Here is a 23,739-nt window from a genome sequence, read left to right as displayed (position 1 = left end):
CTCACGCGGCCATGGCGCTGCAAGACTCGGCGCAGGCACGACACGCGGCCACGCACTCATCCATCCCACCGAGGCGCTCGCAGTCCTTGGCGCACTCCGTACAGATCTCCGCGCATTCCCGGCAGGTGTGTTTGTGGTGCGGCGACGAAATCAGCATGAAGTGTGCCGAGGTGCGACACATCTCGGCACAGGCCATCATCAGCCGGAAGTGCGCCGGCGCGACATGCTCGCCGCCGGTCTCAAGGCAGTGGTTCATCGCCATGCCGAGACACGTCTTGTAGCAGTCCAGGCAGACATCGATGCACCGCTTCATCTCGGGGGACAGAGCCATTTCACACCTCGCGCGGGGTCTCTACAGCAACGCGACGCAACCCGGCTCGTTCCTTGGCGGCGCTCGGGAATTGGCTTTCGGGAACTGGGCGGCGCGACAATGGTTTCTCCCGATGGCCAGCCCACAAATAGAAGCGGACGTGAGCCGAGCCCGCGATCGCATGGTGGATCGTCAGATCGCCGCGCGCGGAGTCCGTGATAGCCGCGTGCTCGCCGCGATGCCGCTCGTCCCTCGAGAAGCTTTCGTGGAGGAGGCTTCGCAGGAATTCGCCTACGAGGACAGCCCGCTGCCGATCGGCGAGGGCCAGACGATCTCGCAACTTTACATCGTCGCCTTCATGCTCGAGGCTGCAGAAATCGGCCCCGGCGACCGGGTGCTGGAGATAGGCGCCGGCTCCGGCTATGCCGCCGCTGTCGCAGCGCAACTCGCAATCGAGGTCTGTGCCGTCGAGCGTCACGCGAGCCTGGTCGCCCGGGCCCAGCACCGTTTCGATGCGCTTGACTACCGCAACATCAGCCTGCGGCACGCCGACGGGACGAAGGGCTGGCCGGATGGCGGCGAATTCGACGCCATCGTGGTTTCGGCCGGCGGTTCGCAGATTCCGCCCGCCCTAAAATTGCAGCTCAAGATAGGCGGTCGGCTCATCATTCCGGTCGGCGCGGAGGACGAGCCGCAAGAGCTCCTCAAATTGACGCGCCGTTCGGAAATGGAATTTGACGAGGAGCGACTGGGATCAGTTCATTTCGTACCGCTGGTCGGCGCGAAGACCTGGGTGGAAGACGGACGGCGATCGTCGTCGTCCCACCTGCCGGGCGTCTCGCAGCGCAAGACCCCGGCCGACCTCATCGCTGAAGCGGCGGAGCCCCTGCCCGATTTCGACGATCTCGCTTTCGGCGCGCTGTTCGACCGTTTCGCCGGCAAGCGGGTCGTGCTGCTGGGGGAAGCGAGCCACGGCACGTCCGAGTTCTACCGGGCACGCGCGGCCATCACGAAGCATCTCGCCATCACGAAGCATCTCATGGCGTGCCACGGCTTTTCCATCGTCGCCGTGGAGGCCGACTGGCCGGATGCGGCGGCGGTCGACCGCTACGTCCGCCATCTGCCGCGGCGCGAAAGCGAAGCGCCGTTCCAGCGCTTCCCGATCTGGATGTGGCGCAACACGGATGTCAACGCCTTCATCCACGCAATGCGCGAGCACAACGCGGGCGTCGATGAGAAGCGGCGCGCCGGCTTCTACGGGCTCGACATCTACAACATGGCGGCTTCGATCGCGTCGGTGCTCGACTATCTGGACAAGATCGACCCGATCGCGGCCGCGGTCGCCCGCGAGCGCTATGGCTGCCTCACGCCGTGGCAGGATGAGCCCTCGACCTACGGCCGCGCCGTGCTGACGGAGGGTTACCGCAAGTGCGAGCAGGCCGTGGTAGCGCAGCTGCGCGACCTTCTCCGCGGCCGCCTGCGTTACGAGGAGGATCATCCAGACAGTTTCCTCGACGCGGCGCAGAACGCCCGCTTGGTCGTGTCGGCCGAGCGCTACTACCGCATCATGTATTACGGCGGCGCCGAGTCATGGAATCTGCGCGACACTCATATGTTCGAGACGCTCGAGCACGTGCTGGCCGCGCGCGGCGCCGACGCGAAGGCCGTCGTCTGGGCACACAATTCCCATATCGGCGACGCCCGTCACACCGAGATGGGCGCGGTACGCGACGAGCTCAACATCGGGCAGTTGTGCCGCGAGCGGTTCGGCGCGGAATCCGTCGCATTGATAGGCATGGGGACGCACCAGGGGACGGTGGCTGCCGCCGACGAGTGGGACGGCGAGATGAAGGTCAAGCGCGTCAATCCCTCCCGAAGAGACAGCGTCGAATGTCTCTTTCACGATGCTGACCCCGCTCGGTGCCTGCTCGACTTGTCGCGTGACAACCCCGCGGCGCGAGCACTTCGCGCATCAATACTCGAACGTTTCATCGGCGTCATTTATCGCCCAGTTACCGAATTGCAGAGCCACTACGTGGAGGCGTCTCTCGCCCAGCAGTTCGACGCCTTCCTGTGGTTCGACGAGACGACGGCCGTCACGCCGCTCGCGCCGGGCCATGTGGAGCCGGGCCTGCCTGACACCTATCCGTTCGGGCTTTAGGCGCCGGGCTTCGCCTGAGATCGGCGCTTGGAATAGATCCTCTTTGCTATCAATCGGTGTCGAATGATAGTTCACAGCGAATCGAGTCGCCTGAATGCTTGAGCAAGTGCATGAGGCTCTTTGGATCGCGGACGGCGAGAACGTCAGCTTCTATGGCGCTCCCTATCCGACGCGCTCGGTAATTGCCCAATTGAAAAATGGCGATCTGTGGATCTGGTCGCCGGTCAAGCTGACCGCGGGTCTGCGCGCCAAGATAGATCATCTTGGCCCGGTTCGCCATCTCGTGAGCCCGAACAAACTCCACCACCTTTATCTGCGCGAGTGGAAGGCCGCCTACCCAGAGGCAGCGCTGTGGGGACCGCAATCAACCGTCAAGAAGCGCTCCGACCTCTCCTTCCGCGAAGCGCTGAAAGATACCCCGCCGCCCGAATGGCTTCCCGACATCGACCAGGCATGGTTCCGCGGCTCCTTTGCCATGGACGAGATTGTTTTCTTTCACCGGCCCTCCGGCACGGCGATCGTCGCTGATCTGATCCAGACCTTTAGCGATCAGTTCCTTCGAGAGCATTGGGGATGGCTTCGGTTCCTTGCGCGCCTCGACGGCCTCACGCAGGACCAGGCCTGCGCGCCGCTCGAATGGCGGTTATCGTTCATCAATCGAGCGCCAGCGCGTCGGGCGCGCGACAAAGTGCTGAGCTGGAATTGTCAGCGCGTCATCATGGCCCACGGCGAGTGGATGCGCGCTGGCGGCCACGCCCTTCTTCAAAAGTCATTTCGTTGGCTCGGCGCTTGATGAAAAGCATCGTGCGCGTTTCATCGCGAAACATCAGGCCTTGAGCATTGCGGCGCCCGCGCTGTTTGATCTGCACAAAGACTGCGCAGCCGCAGTCTCGTTTGCTAATGCACGCCCGCTCGGCTGCCGCTGTGATGTGTTGGCGGGCCTTGCCAACAGGCGCCGGTCAACCACCTCCTTGATCAAGCCTCGCGAGACGGTCAGGCATGTCGAGCAGTTTCATGGCTGCGGCGGCGATGGCTTCACCGATCGTCGGGTAGGTTTCCTCTGAACTCATCGAGACGCCGTCTGGAAACGTCACGGTCGCTTGGTAGCCATTGCCTTTAGGCGTGGCCGAAAGTTCAACTACGGGCATGTCGCGACTCCTTCCTCGCCCATTGTGATGGTCGATTCATTGGCCCCGCGCATCGCCGAGGTCTTTGACCCTGACCATGAGCGTCATGGGGTCGAGCGGCGACTCCTTGAATCCGCAACCAAGATAGAACTGCTTTGCGTGGTCCGAAAGCGCATGCACAACGAGCAGCGCCACGCCGACGCGTTCGGCCGCCTGCAGCACTCTCGTTGACGCGTCGCGAAGCATCGCGCGGCCGAGACCCTGACCCTGTGCGCCCTGCGCGATGGCGAGGCGGCCTAGGACCACGACCGGCAGCGGGTCGGGCATGTTGCGTCGGAGCCGGCTTGGCGCGGCGTCGAGATCAATCCCGCCGCTCGCGAGCGCATAGTATCCCACGACCTCCCGTTCGCGGCAGACGACGTAAGTGCGCGAGGCCCCGCTGGCCTGGTTGGCTCGAGCGCGTCGGACAAGCCAGGTATCGAGGGTAGGCTCGCCGCTGTCGAAACCTTCAGTTTCGTGATCCTCTCGCAGCGCCTCCGGAGGGCTGAGCGGCGCGGGCGTAGTCAGCCCTGCCACGGCGGCGTGGTCTGCATCAGCTTGCGAAGGCTTGCATCGGGGGCCGGCGGCTCATCGAGGTAGGCCGTCAATCCGTCGTAGGTTTTGGCGTCGACGCGGAACAGCACCTTGTCGAGCAATGCTTCCTCCGCTGCGAACCGCGCGGCGCTGAGCATGAACTCCGACCTGTTCTTGCCGGTAGCCGTGGCGGCGCGGTCGATCAATCGCCGGTCCTCCGGTGAGACCCGCAGATTGATCAGCGAACGCGATTTGGTGTCCTTCGTGCGAGCCTGGGCCATCCTGCCTCCATAGGTGCAATATGGAACCCTGTAAAGACAATGTAAAGCTGAGAATCTCCGTCGATGACCCCGGGGCGGTGGGGTACGTGTCTGGCTCGGCATAACGCGGTCCGTTCTTTGCCCCATACGGTCCTGTTTATGTCAACTTAACGATGCCACCTAGATTTACGCAAATGACTCATCGAAAACCAATGTGCGCACACCGTTTGCTGCCTGGTAATACTCAGCGCGACATGAATCTTCGTTAAAGGTGAGAAGGGCGTATCCATGATTGTAGACGCCCCCTGTAGTGCCGAGTTTTGACCGGTCCAGCAACGATGGCGTCACGTCAAGATTCGCAAGCGGCTCATAGATTTTGTCGATAACGGAAACCGGCACGGCTCCATGGCCCAAACAGCGGCCACGCTCCAATCCGGCGAAAGGATTATAAATACTGAGTGTATGCTCATGCCCCCAGAACCACGCAGCCACTCCCTTATTCTGTGTCATCCGCTGAAATGCTTTAAGCAGCCGAGGATTCACCGCAGAACGCTTTCCTTGCGCATCCGCTGGGCCAATGGGGGAAAAGCCTGAAAACAGCTGGTGATGGGAAAGCAAAATAGTTCGTCCGGAAAACTCATTGATGCGGTCACAGTGCCAAGCGAGCTCATCCTCCTCCAGATATGTCACGGCACCGGCCACCGTCACCGGGTTATCGTCGTGCAACCCCGTGTCCATCGCCAATAATTGCCACTTCTCGTCAGCAGACCTTAGACAGAAAAAGCTTGCCGGCTGCGTCAATGGGGCGGCATTGAGCTGCTTGATAAGCTCATAAAACCCGACCCCTCCGCAGTACATGTCATGGTTGCCTGACAGCGAATACACGGGCATAGGCGCTCTCGTTCGGAGAATCGCATTTATCGGATCGATAAAGTTTGATTGGCATTCCGCAGGCGTACCCGAGTAGTAAATGTCACCCAGGTGCACGACCAGATCCGGGTGGTCCCCGGCGACATATTTTAGGACGCCGATCGCAGGCGGTGCGCCGGTGCCCCAGTCCCCCATCAAAGCGACACGCGCGTTGCTTTTGATCTCGATGGTTTTTGGACCCACGGTCGCCGCGCGGACGTAAGGCGCGGCTTTGCGCTTGCCGTCTTCGCCCAAGTAGCTTCGGTACGCCTCCAAGGTGGTGAGCCATGCCGGGTCGCATGTCCCCGCCGTAAACTCATCCTTCAATTGCGCGATGGCCTGGTCGTCCCTTGACGCCACAGCTTTGAGATACCGAAAGCCCCATTCCGCGCAGACCTGCGCCATACCGGTCTTGGAAAGCTCGCGTGCGGTCGGACCACTACGAGCAACGGGCGCAACGCCACCAATTGAACGATTGTATTCGCGCTCGGCGATATCTGCGGCGACGTCTGGAAGCGAACTGGTCATCGATCGCTGCGCGCCGGCCCGACTCGTGACGCTGGCATTTGCGCCCCGATCGACTTTTTTAGCGACTTCTGTGACAGCCGATTGGTACAAGGAGAGAAGCGGGTCGCGGAATGTTCTAAACGAGTCAGGCATCGCCGTTGCTTTCCTTCCGGACGTGGATCAGCCAGCGCTCCAGAAGAGGAAGATACTTCCTCACCTGCTCACGATCGCTCTCTTTTTCCTCGACACTAAGATCCGCATACTTCGTATTTATCTGACGGTCCCAGCGCACCACGAGGTCCGACGGCAACACGATTGAACCATCCGGCTGCCGCCGACCGTTATCATGAACATATTTCTGCCAGTGGGCCCAACGCCGATGTTCAAGCGCGGCAAGTTCTTCGACCAGCTGCTCCAATGGTAGATGACTTTTATGGTCGGACATCTCAGCTTCGCATGCCTCAGATCAGGTTTTCAGCAACGAGCGTGCGATAGTGTTCGCCGAGAACCGTTAGCTCGCATGACTTGTTTTCCATCGCGGCGTGCCACATGTGGGGCGCATCAACCGGGCGGACCAAGTTCACTCTCACATAGTTTTGTAACACCGTAAAAACGGCCGTTTTCGCAGGATCTGGCGTCGGAATATTTGGGTCTTCCCGCTGCTCCTTAGACCGTTCCTTCTCAAACGACGGGTCGAGTTGGAACTTGTAGCCCGGCCGTGGAAAATGATTGGCCAGTTGCAGAAGCTCTGCGAGCGCGATCGGGGGCGCCGCCTTACGAAGGGACACGAAGGACTTGACGTTGGTTTTAAACACCGGGCGCTGCCCACCCCAAGGGCCCAATGACTGATCGATATGGGCATACACGCTGCCAGGCGTAACGTCGCCAACAAGATTAGCGGCGGCGCCGCTCAAGGCGTCGACGAGCAGGTTCGTGAAAACACCCGGCGCTCCATTGCCACCTTCAAACGAATACTGATTCTCGGTTGAGGCCGTGAGTAGCGTCATGCCTTGGCAGATCTCGGCAATGCTACCGCCGCCAGGCCGGTTACCGGCAATTCCGCCATGGCAGCTATCGAGGATTATAATTTTGTTTTTCGCCGGTGAAAATCGCGCAAAGGTCATCACCTCGCTCAGCGCAAGCCCGTCATGACCATTTCGGCAGTCGCTTGCACAAAGGAAGCCGCCAGTCTCGTCAACATATCCGTGGCCCGCGAAGTAAAGCAGGGCGATTTCGGAATCATCCTTGAAAAGGGCTTCGATAGAATCTCGAAGCGCGCCGCGTTCGACAGCATTGTGAGCGCCGGAGCTGGTTAGCACGTTTGGTGTGGTGAAGTTCGTTGTGCCGTTTGCGTGACGGCCAAGAACGCCTGCCACAGCATTCGCATCGTTGACGCACCCAGTGAGCGGGGTGAAGTCATGATAATAGTCAAGGCCGACGATAAGAGCTTTACGCATAGCCAAGTCAAAGGGAGTCAATGAAGCTGCTGATGTTCGCATCGTTCCAGGTGTAAGTGGTCACGCCGTCCAGCTCGGTTCGATCGCTGCTGTATGCATAAATCCCGCGAATTTTCTTTTTCTCTTCCTTTGCGCAGTCGATTTCCCATTTTTGACCGGTAGACGCCTTAGAATTTTTGCTTACCAGAACGATAACGCCGTCAGACCGCTTGATCCGAGTTCTGACCTTTTCTTTCCAGCCGCTGTCGTAGGCTTCCTTGACTGACATATCGATAAATTCAAATGGCGCGCGCGGATGGAGGGATTGCCCTTTGAGGAAATCCCGTTGCGTCACGTCTTCGATCGCAAAAGCAATAAAAATGACTTTCTTATCGGCCATGGTTGTCTCCTCGTGTTGATCGGTTCTGTTAAAGTTTATGGTTGGCCGAGAGAGGCCTTAAGGGCGGTGTGAAACGCTCGAAAGCCCGACGCTCGAGCGGTAGCTCGATAGCCTTTCTGCACGCGGTCTTCGACGAGCAGCTCAGCCCGTTTCGATTCTGCGGCGTACTTGTCGAGATCGGCGGTGGTCCGAAGATAGGGCCATTTCAGCAAAAACTCAGGCACAGTGGCGCTGCCGGAGACGAACGAAGCCAGAAAGCGCTCCTTTTCAGTCGCCACGCCAATTTCCCATGGTACCCACCACGATGCTTGGGTCTGGGCGCTAATGACCGCGAGAAGCTGCGTGCATTGGTCGAGCTGAGCGCGAATATAATCCGCCAAATCCGGCCCACTCTTTCTCAGCTGCGCATCAATGACATCCAGGTAGACGCCCAAGCCTTTTGCAGAAAGGTGCGCCGCAACGGCAGCCGCCTGCTGCGCGTCCTCTTTTTTATGTGAAACAAATACCTTGATAGCCATTTCCGCCCTATCCCAAGCTTAGAACATTTGCAGAACGAAAGACCTCACGCAACCCTTAGGTGCTATGAAATTTTGCTTTCCCCCGCATTTGACCGCCAAACTCGGGATTGAATAAACGAATGAGTTTTCGCCCTATCGAGTTCTTCAAAGCAGCTGGTCGACGCGCGCTTTTGATCGCATACCCACTCCTTCAGACGTCATGCACCGCTGTCGGATGTGAGAGCATCCCCTCCTGACCGCACTCGATTCGGCCTCGGCCTCCGTTCGTGCTATGTTCTGCGGTCGTTTTTGGGGTTCGATTCGGCGCGGAAGAAGGAAGGTGAGTGGGTCATGGCTGTTCTCGGCGAGCTCCTGTTTTACCGACGTGATCGAGTCGGCCTGGATGACGTCCTGCGCCACCAGGTGGATCTCCTGCGCGGCCGGGTCGACGAATTGCCCGATGAGCTGTTCGCGAACAACACCGACGAGGAGGTCGCCGCCCACGTCGCCGGCAAGTGCGCGATCCAGTCGCTCAAGCTCGACCTCGCGGCGGCGAAGGCGAACGTGGAAGAGGTTCAAGTCGAGGTCCACGATCGTTGGGGCTATGAGCGTGGACCTATTCGGGTCCCGGGTCTAAGGGCGACGAAGTCGATCCCCTTTACGGGCGAGGAGGATCTCTGGCGCCTGCGAACCAATCCCTGGAATATGAATCCCCCCCGTGGCGACATCCGCGGGCGGAACCTCATCATCGGCATCGAGGTCGCCGCCCAGCAAGCCGACGAGGCAGCGAAGTACATCGAGGACACGATCGCGCAGCTTCTTGAGTATCTCCAACGGCAAGCGGCTCAACTCGCGCCGTACAACGCGGGCCTCGCCGGCAATGCGATGCAGTGGATAAAGATGCGCCGGGCGCGGCTCGGAACCGCCAACGACCTCCTGAAGAAGCTGGGAGGCTAGCCGCCATGGCGTTCCGAGGGCTCTTCATCGGCATCGACCGTTATCTCTCGTCGGAAATCAACGAGCTGAGCTGTGCCCGCCGTGACGCCGTCGCGTTCGACGCGCTGTTCACCGACACGCTCGGCGGCGTTTCGCGCCTTGTTGTGGACGAGGAGGCCACGCGCATCCGCCTTGAGCGTGAATTTGAAGACCTCGCCAACTGCGATCCCGGCGACACGGTCGTTATCGGCTTCTCCGGTCATGGGTCGGACACGCACGAACTCGTCACCTACGACACACAGCTCTACGACCTCGCCAACACTACGCTGCCGCTCGCGCTGATCGAGGAGTGGTTCTCCCGCATACCGGCACGGCGTCTGATTTTCTTCCTCGACTGCTGCTTTTCGGGCGGCATCGGTGCCAAGGTCCTGCATGTTGAGGCGCGGCCGCGCGATCTTCGCTCCATCGAGACGCGCCTCGATCAACTGGCCGGCGATGGTCGGATCATTTTCACCGCGTCCAGCGCCAACGAGCCGGCCTATGAGCACAGCCGCTTCGGCCACGGCTTCTTCACCTACTATTTGCTCGAAGGGCTGCGCGGCGTGCCAGAGGTGATCGATAGCGGCAAGCTGCCGATCTATCGGCTCCTCGACTATGTGACCGGTCGCGTCACCGCCGCCGCTCATCAAATCGGCCGTCCACAAAATCCAACTTTTCGCGGCACCATGGACGGGGCCGTTACTTGGCCGATTTTTGTCCCTGGTGCGCGCTATTTCGCGGCATTTCCAGATCGGGCGCCGGCGAAGGTCGCAAGCGACATCCGCTCGTTGGAGACGGTCGGATTTCCGGCCGCGCTCGTCGACGCCTGGGCGGCGCCTATCCCCTCTCTCAACGCGTTGCAGGTCGAGGCCATCAACGATTTCGGCGTCCTCGATGGACAGCATCTTGTCGTCTCCGCGCCGACCTCGTCAGGCAAGACGATGGTGGGCGAACTCGCCGCGCTCCGGAATGTGCTCGACCGCAAGCGCGCGATCTTCCTCCTGCCACTGAAGGCCTTGGTCGCCGACAAGCGGCGGCATTTTCAAGCCACCTACTCGTCGTTCGGTGTACGGACGATAGAGGCGACGGGTGAGACGGACGATATCACACCGCTCCTGCGCGGCCAGTACGATATCGCATTGCTGACCTACGAGAAGTTTGCAGCGGTCGCTCTCACGTTTCCGCATGTACTGCGACAGGCCGGCGTCATCGTAGTCGATGAAGCCCAGATGATCGCCGACGAGGGCCGTGGCGCGAACCTGGAGTTCATCCTCACCTTGATCCGCATGCAAAGGCGGATCGACGTGGAGCCTCAGATCATCGCGCTTTCCGCGGTGATCGGCGATACCAACGGTCTCGAACGTTGGCTTGGCGCTCGGCTGCTGCGGCGGAATGAACGTCCCGTCCCTCTTGATGAGGGACTTATGCTCGCCGATGGCTCCTTTCGGTTTATCCACTCGCAGACGGGCAAGGAATCGAGATCGCCTCCAATTATCCGGCGCTACTTTGGGAAAGGATCCAGCCAAGATTGGATCATTCCCCTTGTCCAAAAGCTCGTCGGCGAAGGGCAGCAGATCATCGTCTTCCGCGAGCAGAAGGGTGAGACGCGCGGATGCGCCCGCTACCTCGGTGATGCCCTTGGCTTGCCGCCGGTCTCAGACGCCCTCGCTCAGCTTCCGGCCGGCGACCCGTCGCAGGCGAGCCAAGACCTCCGTCGTGTGCTCGGCCAAGGCGTCGCCTTTCACAACGCGGACCTCGAGCCCGAAGAGCGCCGCATCGTTGAAGAAGAGTTCCGCAAGGCCGGATCGGCCCTACGTATCATAGCGGCGACGACGACCCTCGCCATGGGTGTCAACACACCCGCCTCATCGGTCATCATCGCCGGCCTCGAGCATCCCGGCGACAAGCCATATTCCGTGGCCGAGTATAAGAACCTCGTCGGCCGTGCCGGCCGTCTCGGGTTCGCTGAGAAGGGTACCTCCTACCTCCTCGCCACCGACCCTCGTACCGAGTTCGATTTCTGGTCACGCTACGTTACCGGCGCGCCCGAGGATCTGTTCTCGCGCTTCTTGGACAAAGGTACTGACCCCCGCTCGCTCGTCGTCAGAGTGCTCGTCGCGGCGCGGCGCGCCAGCGTCGAAGGGGTCAGTGCCGATGAGATTATCGACTTCTTGGAGGCGAGCTTTGGCGCATTCCAAGCCACTGCTCAAAGCTCGAATTGGCGTTGGAGCCGCGACGACCTCGTCGAAGCGCTCGGCGATCTGGAGCACCACCAGCTGATTGAGGTTAACGACCGGGGCAATTACTATTTGCTCCCGCTCGGCCGCCTCGCGGGCGAGTCCGCCACCGAGGTCGGATCGATCATCCGCTTGGTAGAGAGCGTTTCCGGACTGACACCAGATCAAATCACGGATCCTGCCCTCATCAGCGCGTCGCAGTCGACAGTGGAGCTCGATCAAGTGCTCTTCCCAATGAACAAGAAGAGCACGCAGAAGGAGCCGTACCTCTGGCCCAACGAGCTGCGCCAGCAAGGAGTCGCTCAACGCATCCTCTCGGCGTTTCAGCGCTTCGCTGTTGATAGCCACCAGGTGACGTTGAGGGCAAAGAAGGCTGTCGCATGCTTGCTCTATATCTCGGGCCGTCCAATGCAAGATGTTGAGCACACGATGACACAATTCGGTGGCGCTTTCGGTGGCGCCGCCGGCCCGGTCCGAAGCGCTGCCGCGCGAACAGCAGACGTGTTGCCCACCGCAGCGCGTGTGGCCGAAATTCTGCATCCAGGCCTCGACCTTGGTGACCGCGTCTCACGGCTCACCTTGCGCCTCACCTATGGGATTCCGGGTGCTGCCGTCGATCTCGCGCGAGATGCGGGGACCCATCTGCTCCGCGGCGACTACACACGCCTCGCGCAGCAGGAGCTCTGCGAGCCAGCAGCGATTCGGATGGCCACTGACGCGGCTCTTCTCGCCTGCATCGACGGTGATGCGGGGAAGCTTCGGATCATCCGCAATGCTGCTGAAACAATCGCTGACCGGCGCGAACGAGCGACCATTGCGGCTCGGCCGGTATTGGAGCCGTACGTCGCCTGACGGAACTAGGGAGCCGAGCCAGCGCGCGGGCGCGAAGCGGACCTTTGGAGATCGGCAAGGATTATCCCATGCTAAGGCGAGTCGTCATTGAATCGGTCGTGTTCATCATCGTAGAGTCGGCATCGCGGAAACGGTATGGCCGCCGGCGCAAACCACCAAGACCTTGCGATCGGAACGCTCGTTCCTCACGCAGCGCGGATTACCTAAGGGAGCAATAGAAATTGCGCGATTGCCGGTGCTATAGAGACTTGACCGTTGAATAGGGGAAGTGGATTGAGACGCCAAGATCCAGTTGGTCCGGAGTTTTATGTTCCACTCGGCGTCGCAGAACGGGTTTCCGACATTACGTTTTATTTGGCGGCGGCGCTTTCGATTGTTGTGCTTCTTATCGACAGGACGGCACAACCGAAACTCTATGGAGCAGTCCAGGCGACCTTCGCCGTTACAGTAATTGTCTTCTTCGTAAGTGGCATTGTGATACGGACCTACTTTGCCACTCGCGCGCACTCAAACCGGTTCGCCGACTTTGTCTCCAACGCGTTCTCTGTACCCCTCGTGCCCTCTCCGTCCGAGGGATATTATAATGCTCCCGCAGGCGATCCGTTCCTTCGAATGGGCGCGTCTGTGTTGGAAAACACGCTGTTCACCAAATCGATCCTTGGGAGAATGTTGCGTTTCGAACGGGCTCGCATTTGCGTCTACGTGCTCGCATGGCTATGGGCCGCGGTCTACCGCGCGACGGATCTGGACCTTCTGGCTGTCGCCGCACAAGTATTGTTTAGCGAGCAGTTGCTGTCCAGGTGGGTGCGCATGGAATGGCTTCGCTCCAGGGTAGAGCGCTTATACGATGATCTTTACGCACTGATACAATCCTCCTCGGATTTTAGGAGCAAAGAATTCCGCGCGCGCGTGATCGAGGCTCTGATCCGTTACGAAACAAGTAAAGCGCAAGCGGCTCTCTCTCTCTCGTCTCGCGTGTTCAATAAACTCAATCCAGAGCTCTCTCTCAGGTGGCAATCCGTGTGCAATCAGCTCGGCATCATCCCGTCAACAGATTCGGCAGGCTGAGAGGCGTTTTCACCGGGTCTCCCACGCAATTTCTCGACCAGAATTGAGCGAATGCCCGGACCCTCGATCAGCGCGCCGATTTCGGCCCCGCGCGATCTCCGTGCATCGACCGACGTGGCCATCCAATTGAAACTCGAAATCACAAGAGTGTCCTCGTCCCAGCCGAGGTATTTTGCGTGCACATTTTCGACACGAACAATGTTGATGCCACGTTTTGCAATGTCGGTTGGCGCGGGCTCATGGCCCTCTTCAAGCAGGAATTTACTTGGACGCGTATACTGAAGGCGGACGTCGATGCCTCGAGACGCAGCAGTTTCCATGGGAACAAGCACGGACGTCTCCGCTGATAGGCCATACAGGTCGCACGCAATCTCTATTTCTTTCGACGCGTGGTCTCGTGCGAGCGTTACACAAGCATAGTGATCGTAATCGGCTATAAGAGAAATCGAGTACTTGCCGACTTCCGGTTGCGTCCGGATCTTCACCTTTAGCTCCGACCAAATATGGTTGAGTTGTCGCGCCGTTGCGCTCCAATTCCCGACCGCCGGAAGCTGGTTAGAAAGCAACAGGCTCAGGGCCTTGGTTGTGAAGAGCGCACTGCGGGTGCGTAACGACACCTCCATCCAGTCGAATTCAGATGAAAGAAAATTGCAGCTGCCGACGACGGTGGTCCAAAGTCCGGTGTCACGATCGTCGTAAATTAGCACTTTGGCATGAGAACCAGAGGAGTGTGGCGATAGCCGAATTCTCCCGCGCGCGCCGGGTGGCAGTCCTGCTAGCACATCAGTCGCATCCGAGAATTTTCTGGGCGGTCCGCCAACTTCTGGGTCGACATGGAGGCCCCAAAGGAGGTCGACCCGGACTTTGCGCCTCGCGGCGCGTTCAAAGTCAGGCAGCAGATTACGAAGGGTATCAGCACTCAGGAAACAAGAATGGATTACGATCGATGACTTTGCCCGCTCCAAGACCTCTCGTAGCAGCATAAGGTGGGCTTCCCCGCCGACGATAATATCATCGGCAGTCAGATCGTCGCGCGCTGCCTCTTGCACGATGTGTGTTTTCGCCGAATAAGAGGCGCTGTCGTCATCTACGATTTCTGCCGAGGCCTTTACCAAGCTCGCTCGCAGCCCCAGAGGAGCGTTTGGAGGCAAACCAATCTGAACCTCGTCGAAAGCTAGACCCACCCGTGCGTAAGGCAAGGACGGCGTGCGAAATTGCGGTGTGGTTGGCTCCAAACTCTCGTTGAGATTCAAGCGAAAGAGGTCTCGTAGCGCAGAATCGTTTGGCTCGAATGTATGGAGGAGTGCCGGTAACCTCACGGCATCAGCTGGAAGGTCCTTCTCGTACACGAGATCGACATCGTCGGCCCGCATCCAGTGACCCGTTAGTCTCTCAACACAGACAGAATCCCAGCGTATGTCTTTCTGCAGGCGTTCAGGAAGTGTTTTCTCTTTGGCATGTTTGTGCCCAGCTGGAGTGGCGGCAAAGTAGATCCTATCGTTATCGCTGCGCACCTCGATCCAATTCGAGCGCAGGAGATTGATCAGCGCTTCGACGACGAGCCTGTGCGGAACATTAGCTATCACCGCGAGTTCGGAAGCGGTGTGTTTTGCCACCGTGCTCTCGATAAGGAGCATATGTTCAATGAGGCTCCAGCGGCGGCCAAAACTATAGAGATAGCTCACCGCCATCCTATAGAGCGGGACATAAACAAACTTCATCTGGTTGCCCTCACCCTTGATAGAATGTGCGCCTTCTCCGCTAATGCCATCTCCTTCATCATCCGGCCTATGTACGCATGCTCGTCATACTCGCTCGTTGTGGCGTTACATCTCGATTCAAAGAAATCCCAGCTTCCCACGATGATGAGCTTCTGCTTCGCACGGCTCAGCAGCACGTTCATTCGGTTCTTTTCCTTCAGGAATCCGAGGCTTTTCCACGGAACGAGGGCGTTGTTGCGTACAAGGCTGACAATCACGATGTCCGCTTCAGAACCTTGGAATTCGTCGACCGTTGCGCCTGTTCTCTTTCCATGGCCGAGATCAAATGGAGGCCTAAACATGTGGGGTAGCCGCCCCGACGAGTACGCTCTCTCGATGGCTGTTCTAATGGCGTCCAACTGACCGTTGTATGGAGAGAGGATTTGCAGATCGCAAGGCTCCTCGCCTCGCGGCTGAATTTGCTCGAGAACCTTGACGACCAACTCGGCCTCTGGCCTGGAAACAAACAGGCCCTCGACCTCGCCTTCAGCGAACTCCTCTTTTCGTTCCCACGGGACGTCGCACCACACCACTCGTTGCGCAGGCAACCAAGATGATGATGGAATCGTGTAGGGCGTTTCGCCCTTGAAGCGCTCATGGGTTTCAGGTGGGGAGTGTAGAATCGTGCCGCCTTCTTCGTCAGGATAGAAGACCTTCCCAACAAGTTCGGCGATGTGTGGGTGCATACGGTGCTGATCGGTTAGGATCGCAGCAGGCGAATCCTCTGCTCCGCCGAGGGCGCTTCGCGTAAAAATCGTCTCAAACAGCTTCACCATGCGCGCCCATTCGGCACAGCGATCGACGAAAGGATCGCGATCCTCGTCATCCGCCACCAGTGAGGGATCAACCAATCCCGGCGCGAACCGAGCGCCGGCCTGAATTGCCTTCCGGACCTTGAGCGGGTCACCGAGAAGATCGGTGAAGCGCCGTACATTGAACGGTGGAAGCTGGTGGTGATCCCCAATCAGGAGCAGCCGGTGGCTCTCTTGCAGTGCGGTCGCCATGTCGAAGCCGTGCGCTTTGCCCGCCTCTTCAATGATCGACCAGTCAAAGCGCCGGCCGCGGCCGGCGAGGTCGGCCAGATCGGGCGAATTGAGTGTCGAAAAGGTAAGATTGGCCGCATCTTGCACCAGGACCTGCATCGTGCGGACATCCGTGTCGGCGTCCGAACTCCGGCCGCCGCCCTCTTCGACCGCGGAAGACAACCTGTCCTGTAGGTGCGCGGGCGCTCGACGCGCCAAATCGCTGTCATTGAGCTGCGAGAGGAGCGCTTCAGTGACCCTCTCCGAACTATCGCCGTCACCGTCATCAGCGCCCAGCCGCAGAACAATCGGGCGATGATGGTTGTCGTGGTCGGCGAAGACCTTTGACAATTTGTCTCGGACGTCATCAACGGTGTGGTGAGAATGGGCGGTAATTAGGATTTGCGCGCTCGAATCAACATTGAAAAGTCGATCAGCGAAAGCCTTGATCAACGTTGTCTTGCCGGTACCGGGAGGTCCTTGGATCGCAAAGGAGGGCTGCGTCCTCCAGAGCTGCTGAAGCGCCGCGAGCTTAGAGTCATCGAGCGGTATGACCGCCTTGGCGACCGGCAAGGCATCGGAATTGTTGCGAGTCACTTCGCGAGGAGACGCGACGAGCCGCAACAGGCCTTCAAAGAGACGCATGTCCTCGATCGCTTTGTGCCTTCGTCGGATTTGCGCGAGAGTGCCGCCGTGATTTCGAGCTAGATAAGCCCGTCCCTCCCGTACAGCTGCGGCGCCTTGGGCTCGGAAGAGATAGCGCGGTCCTTTTGGATTGGGCTTGGCTCGTACAAATCGCCAGGTTGTTGACGAGGTGTCGCTTCCGATCGTGTGTCGGTCGAGGAAAGAATACCGATCCTGCTTCGGTTCTTCCTCATCATCAGCCGAGACGGCTTCCGCTCCCAGCTTGAACCAGTCCTGAATCTGCTCTGGAGGTGGATCAAGATTGAGGAACCTTGCCAAGTCCGCCCGCTCGGGCTCTTGGACTGGAGTTACGATCACCGTAGTGTCGTTGGTGCCCTTCTCAATCTCCAAAATGTCAACTGCGCAAATCTGCGCGACGGTAAGAACCGTGTCGAGCTGTTGCGTAATTCGGAAGAACTCATGCACAGTGCGTAGGTTATTGGGAAGCTCCGTCCGCTGGGTTCGGACGGGAAACACCTTGTCCCATTGGGCCGACCTGTCTCGCGCCGATCGAATATTCTTTCGAACGTGCGGAAACAGCTGCACATCGAGCTTACGCTGGCCCAGGCTGAAAAGCTGATCATCGGAATTAATCCTCGGAACTCGTTCGATCCCGTCACAGAACCCGACATCCCATGTCGTTAAACTGTCGACCGACCAATTGCGAACCCGGTATTCGAGCTTCTCGCCCTTGAGGACGTAGTAAGGTGATGGCGAAGTCCGACCGATGACACGAACATCACCCCTCAGGTCCTTTCGTATCCAATCGCGTTGAGCAGCAGGATCGTGCGCGCTCGCTTGTCCCTCAGAAACCACTTCGATCGTCCGTGCGATGTCCAAGTCTGAACTCAGGCGCACGGCGAGCAGCAAATCCCTGCCTGAAGAAGAGGTGACGGTGCCGAGATCTCGTATGATCTGCCGCAGCAGTTGCTCGATTTCTTCAGCGTCTACGAGGCGCTGTTCCTGGTTCTCATCCAGTAATCGCCGAAGGATATCTCGCTCGGCTTCGCGGAGGTTCGTCAGATTGCCAATGAGCGCTGGCAGCGCCGCTCGCTTTTTTGTATTCTTGAGAGGCACGCCGAAAAGCTCGGCAGCGGTTAGCCCAAAGTCGTACCAATCCGTCGCCGTCGAGTATTCGCCGTCTGGCTTGTCGAGCTCAGGAGCGCTAAACATACTTTTGCGTAACACCTTTGACGCGCCGCTGTCGGGTCCCGCCAGCCGTAAGGACCACTCGAATCCGCTCAGCCGAAACTCTCCCTGCCCGTCCGGACTGACGAAGACGGAAGATGGCGACAAGGAACGGTGGAGTGTGCCCTCTCGATGGAGGATTGCCAGCGCTTCCGCAATCCGAAGCAGCCCTTCCCAAAGCGGACGGCGCCGGCTCACCTCGGCCAAGTTGAGGAGCCAGTGATATCGGCTTCGATTCTGCAGCACGTCCGCAAGGACTTGCCTTCTGCCTCCGTCAAGAATTGCGAAAAAATACTTTTCGTCCGAGTCCAGATCACGCAACTTCACGAACAGTTCCGAGGCTCCGGGGTAGCCCTGAAGCCGCATGAGACCGCGAACCTCTCGGTTCCATAGCGCTTGAATTGCGGTGCTATCGCCGGGCCCTTTCGTCCAGAGCTTTGCGTAATAAAGGTCACCCTGATCTTCGGCCTGCCAAAGGTCGGGTATCCCCCGCTTGATATCGCCAGGGACAATCTTGCGCGTCAACCTGTAGCGCCCGACCCTTTGTTCCGCCATTTGCCCCGCCCCCGGTTTGTCGGTCTTATTCTACTCGCGAAAAGCTTTTGTGCTGGTCGCTAGGAATTCCATTTGTTCGCCAGACCGGGCTCAGATCAATGAGTTCTTCACCACGGTCAGACCCACCATGCGTTCGCGAAACGAATCAGTTTGCGTGAGGCCAAAGTCTTTCTTACTAAAGGACCCCCCACGCCCGATACCGTCCCCTTCCGGTCGCCTCGCGCAGCCCGAGTTCTGCGACCAAGTCCTGCGCCGCGCGCGGTGTAATCCTCAGCTCTTCCGCAATCATCCCAGCCGAGACGATCGGCCTGGCCAGGACGTAGTCGAGCAGCGCCGGCAGCCGGGAGGTGGAGCGGCGGCCGGCGAGCTTGCGGCCGAGCAGCGTGCGGGCGGTGAGCCAGCGGTCGTGGTCTTTCAGGCCGAGCTCGGCCGCGGCGGCGATGGCCTCGAGTTGGACCGCGAGGCGGCCAGCCTGATCCCGTGGTCGCCGCCGCTCGCGCGGGATCGCTTTCAGTCCGTCGTGCAGGCACGGCAGGTGCCAACGCGCCTTGCCGCGCCCGCGCAGCAGCGCGGCCGCCAGCAGCCGGCCCAGCCAGGGCGTGTGCTGCAGCGGCTCGATCGCACCCCAGGCGTCCGCCGCAATTGCCGCCGCCATGGTCGGTGGCATCGCGCGGGTCTGGTCGACGACGGCGTGCCACTCGGTGAGACGTTCGTCCTCATCCCAGTCGATGTCGTAGACCAGCGGGTCGCGCTCGGGAGCGCGCCGCGGCTGCGTTACGGCCTCGCCCGCCAGCGTGCGGTCGGCCTTTGCGATCGCCGCATCCACCGCGGCGAAGGCTTCGGCGAGCCGCGGATCGGCATCGGCGCTGCCGACGGCCTCGTCGCGCGCCAGTGCGTGGTCATCATCCCCGTCCGGGCCCTGCTCCGCTTCGTTCGCTTCCCGGTCGCTCGCCTCGTCTTCGCAGGCGCACCCTCCCCTGCCCCGCAGGCCGGCGAGGCCTGCCGCCGATAGCGCCCAATCGGGCTTCGCGTCGGCGATGCGCTGCCGCGATCGCAGCACGGCGTGGGCGCGGGTCAGCTCGTGGGTCGGCGTGCGGACATCCATGCCGGCGTCGTGGAGAACGAGGTCGTCGAGGTGGACAAGCTCGCCCTCCAGCCACAGGCAGGCAGCGGCGTCGGCAAAGTGAGTCCGGGCGATCCAGCCGTCGCGGATCGGGCTTTTGGCGAGCCGCTCGTCGAGCCGGGCCAGCGCGTCCTCAGCGGCGGCGAGCGGGCCGGCCAGGGTCACCCAGGGCAGCGGATCGGGAATCTGGTAGGCGGATGGCAAGGGCTTGATAACCTTAATGGGAATCGCTGAAACGGAAGCTAACACGGCATTGGCTTCCGTCATAGCCATGCCTTTTGGCACGCCATTCTCACTATCGATAACTGTCCCTTATCGATAGTGATGGACACGGAACCGCAAATCAGCGATTCTGAGCGCCCGCAGCCCGGAAAATCATCCCAGCCGGGCCTCAGATCGACGAGAGAAGGCATCCCGTGCCAGCGCCCCCCCTTCTTCCGGAAGAGACTGTCCACTACTCTCCCGGTCGATTTCGGCGCCGGCTATTTGCCTGTGGGCGCGATCGCGGTCAGGAATCGTCGAACAGGCTGTCGCGAAAGGCCTTGTCGGCCGGCCGACCCTCAGTCTTCCCGCCGCGCTGTCCGAGTTCTCGGCCGAAGCGCACGCCCTGCTCGACCAGGGAGGCCGGCTCCGGCTCAAGCTCGGCATCGAGGTGCTCAAAGCCGGGCGTCATCTCCGAGGCCTCGATCGCGGCAATGTCCTCCTCGGTCAGATCGACGGTCCGAACGGCCCGACGATCGCGCCCGGTAGCACTGGCTTCGTCGGCCGGCGCCGGCCGCGGCTGGTTTTGTTTCGCGTGACCGCCCATGACGCTCCCTCCGTTCGCCCCCGATACTAGCGCAAGGACGTTTTCCCCGCACACCGCCCGTTGAAAGTCGCCGCGATTCGCCATATAGTCACGATAGTCAATATGGTCACAGGAGCAAGTCGTGACAATCCCCCGAAAAACCCCTGCTCACGAATCGGATCACTGGACGGTCGCTGGCGCCAAGGCGCGTCTCTCCGAAGTGATCGAGCGCGCCCAGAGCGACCCGCAGATCATCACCCGCCACGGCAAGCCGAGCGTCGTCATCGTCTCGGCCGAGGAATGGGCGCGCAAGACCGTCCGCAAAGGCACCCTGGCCGAGTTCCTGATGGCCTCGCCCCTGCGCGACGCCGATCTCGACCTCGATCGGGCCCGCGACCAACCGCGCGACCTCGATCTATGAACGTCCTGCTCGACACCAATGTGCTGTCGGAGGTGCGCCGGCCGGCGCCGGACCAAAAGGTGCTCGCCTGGCTCGATACGGTCGACGAGGACCGGGCCTTCATCAGCGTGGCGTCGATCGCCGAGCTCCGGCGCGGCATCGCCCTGATGGACGATGGCCGCCGTCGCGAGGCGCTGACCGCCTGGCTCGCGGAGGATCTGCCGGCGCGCTTCGCCGGGCGGATCCTGCCGATCGATCCCGCGATCGCCGAACGCTGGGGCGACCTGATGGCGCAGGCCCGCCAGAGCGGCTTCGCGCTCTCGGTCATGGACGGGTTTTTCGCTGCCACGGCACTCGTGAGCGAGCTCGTGCTAGCGACCCGTAATACCAAGGATTTTGCGCCGCTCGGCGTGCCGTTGCTGAACCCCTGGACCGATGACGGAGTGTCGGGATGACCACCCCTGCCCGCCTCCCGGACGCCGCCTCGCCCGAAACCGTCCTGGCCGGGCTCGATCCAGCCTCGGTCGACGCCGACCTCATCCCTGCGCTGGCCGCCGCGTTTCCGGGCTTTGCCTTTGGCGTCGCGCCGATCGACGACGATTACTGGCGCGACACCAGGTCGGTCCTCCGGCCCGACGGCACGCGGATTGGTGAATTGCGGCCATGGATGGCGGCCGAGATCGCCAAGGACAGCGGCGACATCAAGGCGGTCTGGTTGCGCCTGAAAGAGACCGATCTGCAGATCACCGAATGGCGCGGCACCGGTGCCTTCGTGTCGGCGCCGACCGGGCCCGGCGCGGCCGACTATCTTCAGATTGCGCTCGGACGGGAGACCGAATGGCGCGCCGGCCCGATCGTCAACCCGGACTATCGACCCCGGGGAGAATCGGAACTACTCGATCCGAGCTGGCCTCGCACCGATCAGATTCTGGACTCCGATCGCCTGTCCGGCCCGGTCTATCGGCTCCTCGGCCGCGCCGGCGGCGCGGTGATCCATGTCCGCAGCTTCCTCGATCGCTGCGGTCGCGTCGAACGCGAGAAGCGGGAGGCCAAGCGGCCCGAACTGGAACGGCGTGTCATTCGCGAGAGCGGGCCGGGCGGAACGCGCGAGACGCCGTTCCTCGACGCGGTCGCGGACTATTTTGATTTTGTCCCGCGCGAGCTGCGGTTCTTTCAGGACTGGGAGGAATCGAGCGCCAGACCACAGCGCGTCTTCGCCCATTGGGCGCTCGACGCCCGCGATTACACCCACCAGGGCGAGCGCGAGGTCGGCTTTATCCCGCGGCCGCTGCAGCCGCCAAAGGAGCGGCTGCTCATGACGCCGGAGGCTTCGGTTCACCTTCTGATGGACCGGGTCGAGGCTGTGGACCGAGAGATCGGCCTGCCCTTCGGCTGGTTCTTCCTGATGACCCACGGCCACTGGGTCGACCCCGATGTCGGACGCACCATCGCTGAGGGCCTGATGGCCCAGCGCGTCCGCCTTCCCGACCCCGACGCCTGCGTGCTGCTGCGCTGGGCGGATCGAAGCTACGGCTTCTGACGGAGCGCTGCCGATGGACGACATCACCTCCCGCGCGCTGATCTCTGACCCCGAAACCCGGCGGGCTCTGCAGCTCGACGCGTTCTCGGCGATCCTGCCGATGGAACGGCGCGATCGGCTCGCCGAACTCCTCACCGACGACGACGTTGCGACCCTAAAACATCTCGCTCGCGAAGGCATGGGCGAGAACACGCTGCGGGCACTCGCCTCCGATCTCGCTTACCTTGAGGGCTGGGCGAAAGCCGCGACCGGCGCGCCACTGCCGTGGCCGGCGCCGGAAAGCCTGGCCCTGAAATACGTCGCGCATCACCTGTGGGATCCAGCCGAGCGCGAAACCGATCCGCAACACGGCATGCCGGCCAAGGTCGCGACGGAGCTGCGAGAGGCCTTACTGCTTCGGACCGATGGGCCGCATGCGCCGTCGACGGTCAAACGCCGGCTGGCGAACTGGGGCACGCTGCATCGCTGGAAAGGGCAGGAGGGTCCGTTCCACGCCCCCAGTCTTCGTGCGGCCTTGCGGCTCGCGGTCCGGGCCAGCGTCCGGCCGCGCCAGCGCAAGAGCAAGCGGGCAGTGACTCGCGACGTGCTTGACCGGCTGCTCGCGACCTGCCGCTCCGACCGGCTCGTCGACACCCGGGATCTCGCGATCCTGCTCCTCGCCTTCGCCTCCGGCGGCCGGCGCCGCAGCGAGGTGGCGCGGCTTCGCGTCGAGCAGATCAGCGACGAGCCCGCCGTGCCGCTCGACCCCAAAGACCCCCATTCGCCAACCTTGCCATGCGTAACGATCCAGCTCGGCCGGACCAAGACCGGGGTCGCGGACGAGGGGGGCGGGGTGCTTTTGATCGGGCCGCCAGTCGACGCGCTGCGGGAATGGCTTGAGCGCGCCGACATCGCCAAAGGACCGGTGTTCCGCGCCATCGACCGCTGGGAGGCGATCGAGGAACGGACGCTGACGCCGCAGTCGATCAACCTGATCGTCAAGCGGCGTTGCGCCATGGCCGGCCTGGAGCCGCGGGAGTTTTCGGCGCATGGGCTGAGGTCGGGGTATCTGACGGAGGCGGCGCGCCAGGGCGTCGCGTTGCCCGAGGCGATGCAGCAGTCGCAGCATCGGTCGGTGCAACAAGCCGCCAGCTATTACAATGAGGCAGAACGATCGTTGGGACGGGCAGCGCGCTTGATTCTCTGATGCACCATGGGCCCCGACCAGCGGCAGGCCTTGCCCGCACATGGCAGTTCTCAGCTGAGAACTGCCAGCGGCGAGTTGAAGTTCTCAGCTGAGAACACTTCGGCTGGGCCAAGTGGTTAATTTCCGTTAACCCTTATTTGCTTGACCGACTCGGAGAAGTCGCCGAATTTACGCTCAACGTG

22 protein-coding genes are annotated in these 23,739 nt (G+C 61.1%); 9 read left to right on the top strand and 13 right to left on the bottom strand.

Features of this window, described 5'->3' with window-relative positions:
* Position 1: 1 nt before the first annotated feature.
* On the bottom strand, positions 2-331 hold the full coding sequence (locus RBJ75_RS28930) for a four-helix bundle copper-binding protein (protein ID WP_044413565.1): 330 nt from the start codon (positions 329-331) through the stop codon (positions 2-4).
* A 112-nt stretch (positions 332-443) separates the two neighbouring features.
* On the opposite strand from RBJ75_RS28930, the gene RBJ75_RS28925 reads away from it, so the two are divergent.
* Complete coding sequence (locus tag RBJ75_RS28925) at positions 444-2,471, top strand: protein-L-isoaspartate(D-aspartate) O-methyltransferase (protein ID WP_044413562.1); 2,028 nt, start codon at positions 444-446, stop codon at positions 2,469-2,471.
* A gap of 94 nt (positions 2,472-2,565) precedes the next feature.
* Positions 2,566-3,264: a DUF4336 domain-containing protein gene (locus RBJ75_RS28920; RefSeq protein ID WP_044413560.1), complete on the top strand. Its 699-nt coding sequence runs from the start codon at positions 2,566-2,568 to the stop codon at positions 3,262-3,264.
* A gap of 166 nt (positions 3,265-3,430) precedes the next feature.
* Here RBJ75_RS28920 and RBJ75_RS28915 read toward each other — a convergent pair whose 3' ends face one another.
* The 8 genes from RBJ75_RS28915 to RBJ75_RS28880 all read right to left on the bottom strand — a co-directional run bounded on the left by RBJ75_RS28915 (position 3,431) and on the right by RBJ75_RS28880 (position 8,201).
* Entirely contained in the window at positions 3,431-3,619 is a 189-nt protein-coding gene (locus RBJ75_RS28915; protein ID WP_044413558.1) for a hypothetical protein, read from the bottom strand.
* 36 nt (positions 3,620-3,655) lie between these two features.
* Positions 3,656-4,174 (bottom strand): GNAT family N-acetyltransferase, encoded by a 519-nt coding sequence (locus RBJ75_RS28910; protein ID WP_044413556.1) that lies wholly within the window; start codon positions 4,172-4,174, stop codon positions 3,656-3,658.
* Positions 4,162-4,452, bottom strand: coding sequence for a DUF1778 domain-containing protein (locus RBJ75_RS28905; protein ID WP_044413553.1), 291 nt, complete (start codon positions 4,450-4,452; stop codon positions 4,162-4,164). Before RBJ75_RS28905 ends, RBJ75_RS28910 begins: the two co-directional genes overlap by 13 nt.
* A gap of 165 nt (positions 4,453-4,617) precedes the next feature.
* Positions 4,618-6,000, bottom strand: a complete 1,383-nt coding sequence (locus RBJ75_RS28900; RefSeq protein WP_044413550.1) for a metallophosphoesterase family protein — start codon at positions 5,998-6,000, stop codon at positions 4,618-4,620.
* A complete protein-coding gene (locus RBJ75_RS28895; protein ID WP_044413548.1) occupies positions 5,993-6,292 on the bottom strand; it encodes a hypothetical protein in 300 nt (99 codons plus the stop codon). Before RBJ75_RS28895 ends, RBJ75_RS28900 begins: the two co-directional genes overlap by 8 nt.
* Positions 6,293-6,308: 16 nt before the next feature.
* Entirely contained in the window at positions 6,309-7,304 is a 996-nt protein-coding gene (locus RBJ75_RS28890) for a caspase domain-containing protein (protein ID WP_044413546.1), read from the bottom strand.
* A gap of 7 nt (positions 7,305-7,311) precedes the next feature.
* Positions 7,312-7,683, bottom strand: coding sequence for a TIR domain-containing protein (locus RBJ75_RS28885; protein WP_044413544.1), 372 nt, complete (start codon positions 7,681-7,683; stop codon positions 7,312-7,314).
* A gap of 35 nt (positions 7,684-7,718) precedes the next feature.
* A complete protein-coding gene (locus RBJ75_RS28880; RefSeq protein WP_044413541.1) occupies positions 7,719-8,201 on the bottom strand; it encodes a toll/interleukin-1 receptor domain-containing protein in 483 nt (160 codons plus the stop codon).
* Between the two features lie 330 nt (positions 8,202-8,531).
* On the opposite strand from RBJ75_RS28880, the gene RBJ75_RS28875 reads away from it, so the two are divergent.
* The 3 genes from RBJ75_RS28875 (at position 8,532) to RBJ75_RS28865 (ending at position 13,312) form a co-directional block, all read left to right on the top strand.
* Entirely contained in the window at positions 8,532-9,137 is a 606-nt protein-coding gene (locus tag RBJ75_RS28875; protein ID WP_152647757.1) for a hypothetical protein, read from the top strand.
* 5 nt (positions 9,138-9,142) lie between these two features.
* Complete coding sequence (locus tag RBJ75_RS28870; RefSeq protein ID WP_276156827.1) at positions 9,143-12,244, top strand: DEAD/DEAH box helicase; 3,102 nt, start codon at positions 9,143-9,145, stop codon at positions 12,242-12,244.
* 273 nt (positions 12,245-12,517) lie between these two features.
* Positions 12,518-13,312 (top strand): hypothetical protein, encoded by a 795-nt coding sequence (locus RBJ75_RS28865; RefSeq protein ID WP_152647788.1) that lies wholly within the window; start codon positions 12,518-12,520, stop codon positions 13,310-13,312.
* On the opposite strand, the gene RBJ75_RS28860 is transcribed toward RBJ75_RS28865, so the two are convergent.
* The 4 genes from RBJ75_RS28860 to RBJ75_RS28845 form a co-directional block, all read right to left on the bottom strand.
* Complete coding sequence (locus RBJ75_RS28860; protein ID WP_052628998.1) at positions 13,273-15,033, bottom strand: phospholipase D-like domain-containing protein; 1,761 nt, start codon at positions 15,031-15,033, stop codon at positions 13,273-13,275. The two genes, RBJ75_RS28865 and RBJ75_RS28860, sit on opposite strands and share 40 nt — an antisense overlap.
* Entirely contained in the window at positions 15,030-18,491 is a 3,462-nt protein-coding gene (locus tag RBJ75_RS28855) for an AAA domain-containing protein (RefSeq protein ID WP_234707475.1), read from the bottom strand. Before RBJ75_RS28855 ends, RBJ75_RS28860 begins: the two co-directional genes overlap by 4 nt.
* Positions 18,492-18,696: 205 nt before the next feature.
* The gene (locus tag RBJ75_RS28850; protein ID WP_173427372.1) at positions 18,697-19,911 is read right to left on the bottom strand and encodes an RHE_PE00001 family protein; all 1,215 of its coding nucleotides are present in this window, start codon (positions 19,909-19,911) and stop codon (positions 18,697-18,699) included.
* A 241-nt stretch (positions 19,912-20,152) separates the two neighbouring features.
* Complete coding sequence (locus RBJ75_RS28845) at positions 20,153-20,536, bottom strand: prevent-host-death protein (protein ID WP_234707474.1); 384 nt, start codon at positions 20,534-20,536, stop codon at positions 20,153-20,155.
* 37 nt (positions 20,537-20,573) lie between these two features.
* Between RBJ75_RS28845 and RBJ75_RS28840 the strand changes: the two genes are divergently transcribed.
* From RBJ75_RS28840 to RBJ75_RS28825, 4 genes are read left to right on the top strand one after another with little or no spacing between them, the layout of a single operon-like run.
* Positions 20,574-20,852, top strand: a complete 279-nt coding sequence (locus RBJ75_RS28840; protein WP_044414610.1) for a type II toxin-antitoxin system Phd/YefM family antitoxin — start codon at positions 20,574-20,576, stop codon at positions 20,850-20,852.
* Positions 20,849-21,286, top strand: a complete 438-nt coding sequence (locus tag RBJ75_RS28835; RefSeq protein ID WP_044414609.1) for a type II toxin-antitoxin system VapC family toxin — start codon at positions 20,849-20,851, stop codon at positions 21,284-21,286. The genes RBJ75_RS28840 and RBJ75_RS28835 overlap by 4 nt, the downstream gene beginning before the upstream one ends.
* Positions 21,283-22,371: a hypothetical protein gene (locus RBJ75_RS28830; protein ID WP_044414608.1), complete on the top strand. Its 1,089-nt coding sequence runs from the start codon at positions 21,283-21,285 to the stop codon at positions 22,369-22,371. The genes RBJ75_RS28835 and RBJ75_RS28830 overlap by 4 nt, the downstream gene beginning before the upstream one ends.
* 13 nt (positions 22,372-22,384) lie before the next feature.
* Complete coding sequence (locus RBJ75_RS28825) at positions 22,385-23,557, top strand: site-specific integrase (protein ID WP_044414607.1); 1,173 nt, start codon at positions 22,385-22,387, stop codon at positions 23,555-23,557.
* Positions 23,558-23,739: the final 182 nt, after the last annotated feature.

The sequence above is a fragment of the Rhodopseudomonas sp. BAL398 genome, assembly GCF_033001325.1.
Taxonomy (GTDB): Bacteria; Pseudomonadota; Alphaproteobacteria; order Rhizobiales; family Xanthobacteraceae; genus JARJEH01.
This window is presented reverse-complemented; position numbering and strand designations above follow the sequence as displayed.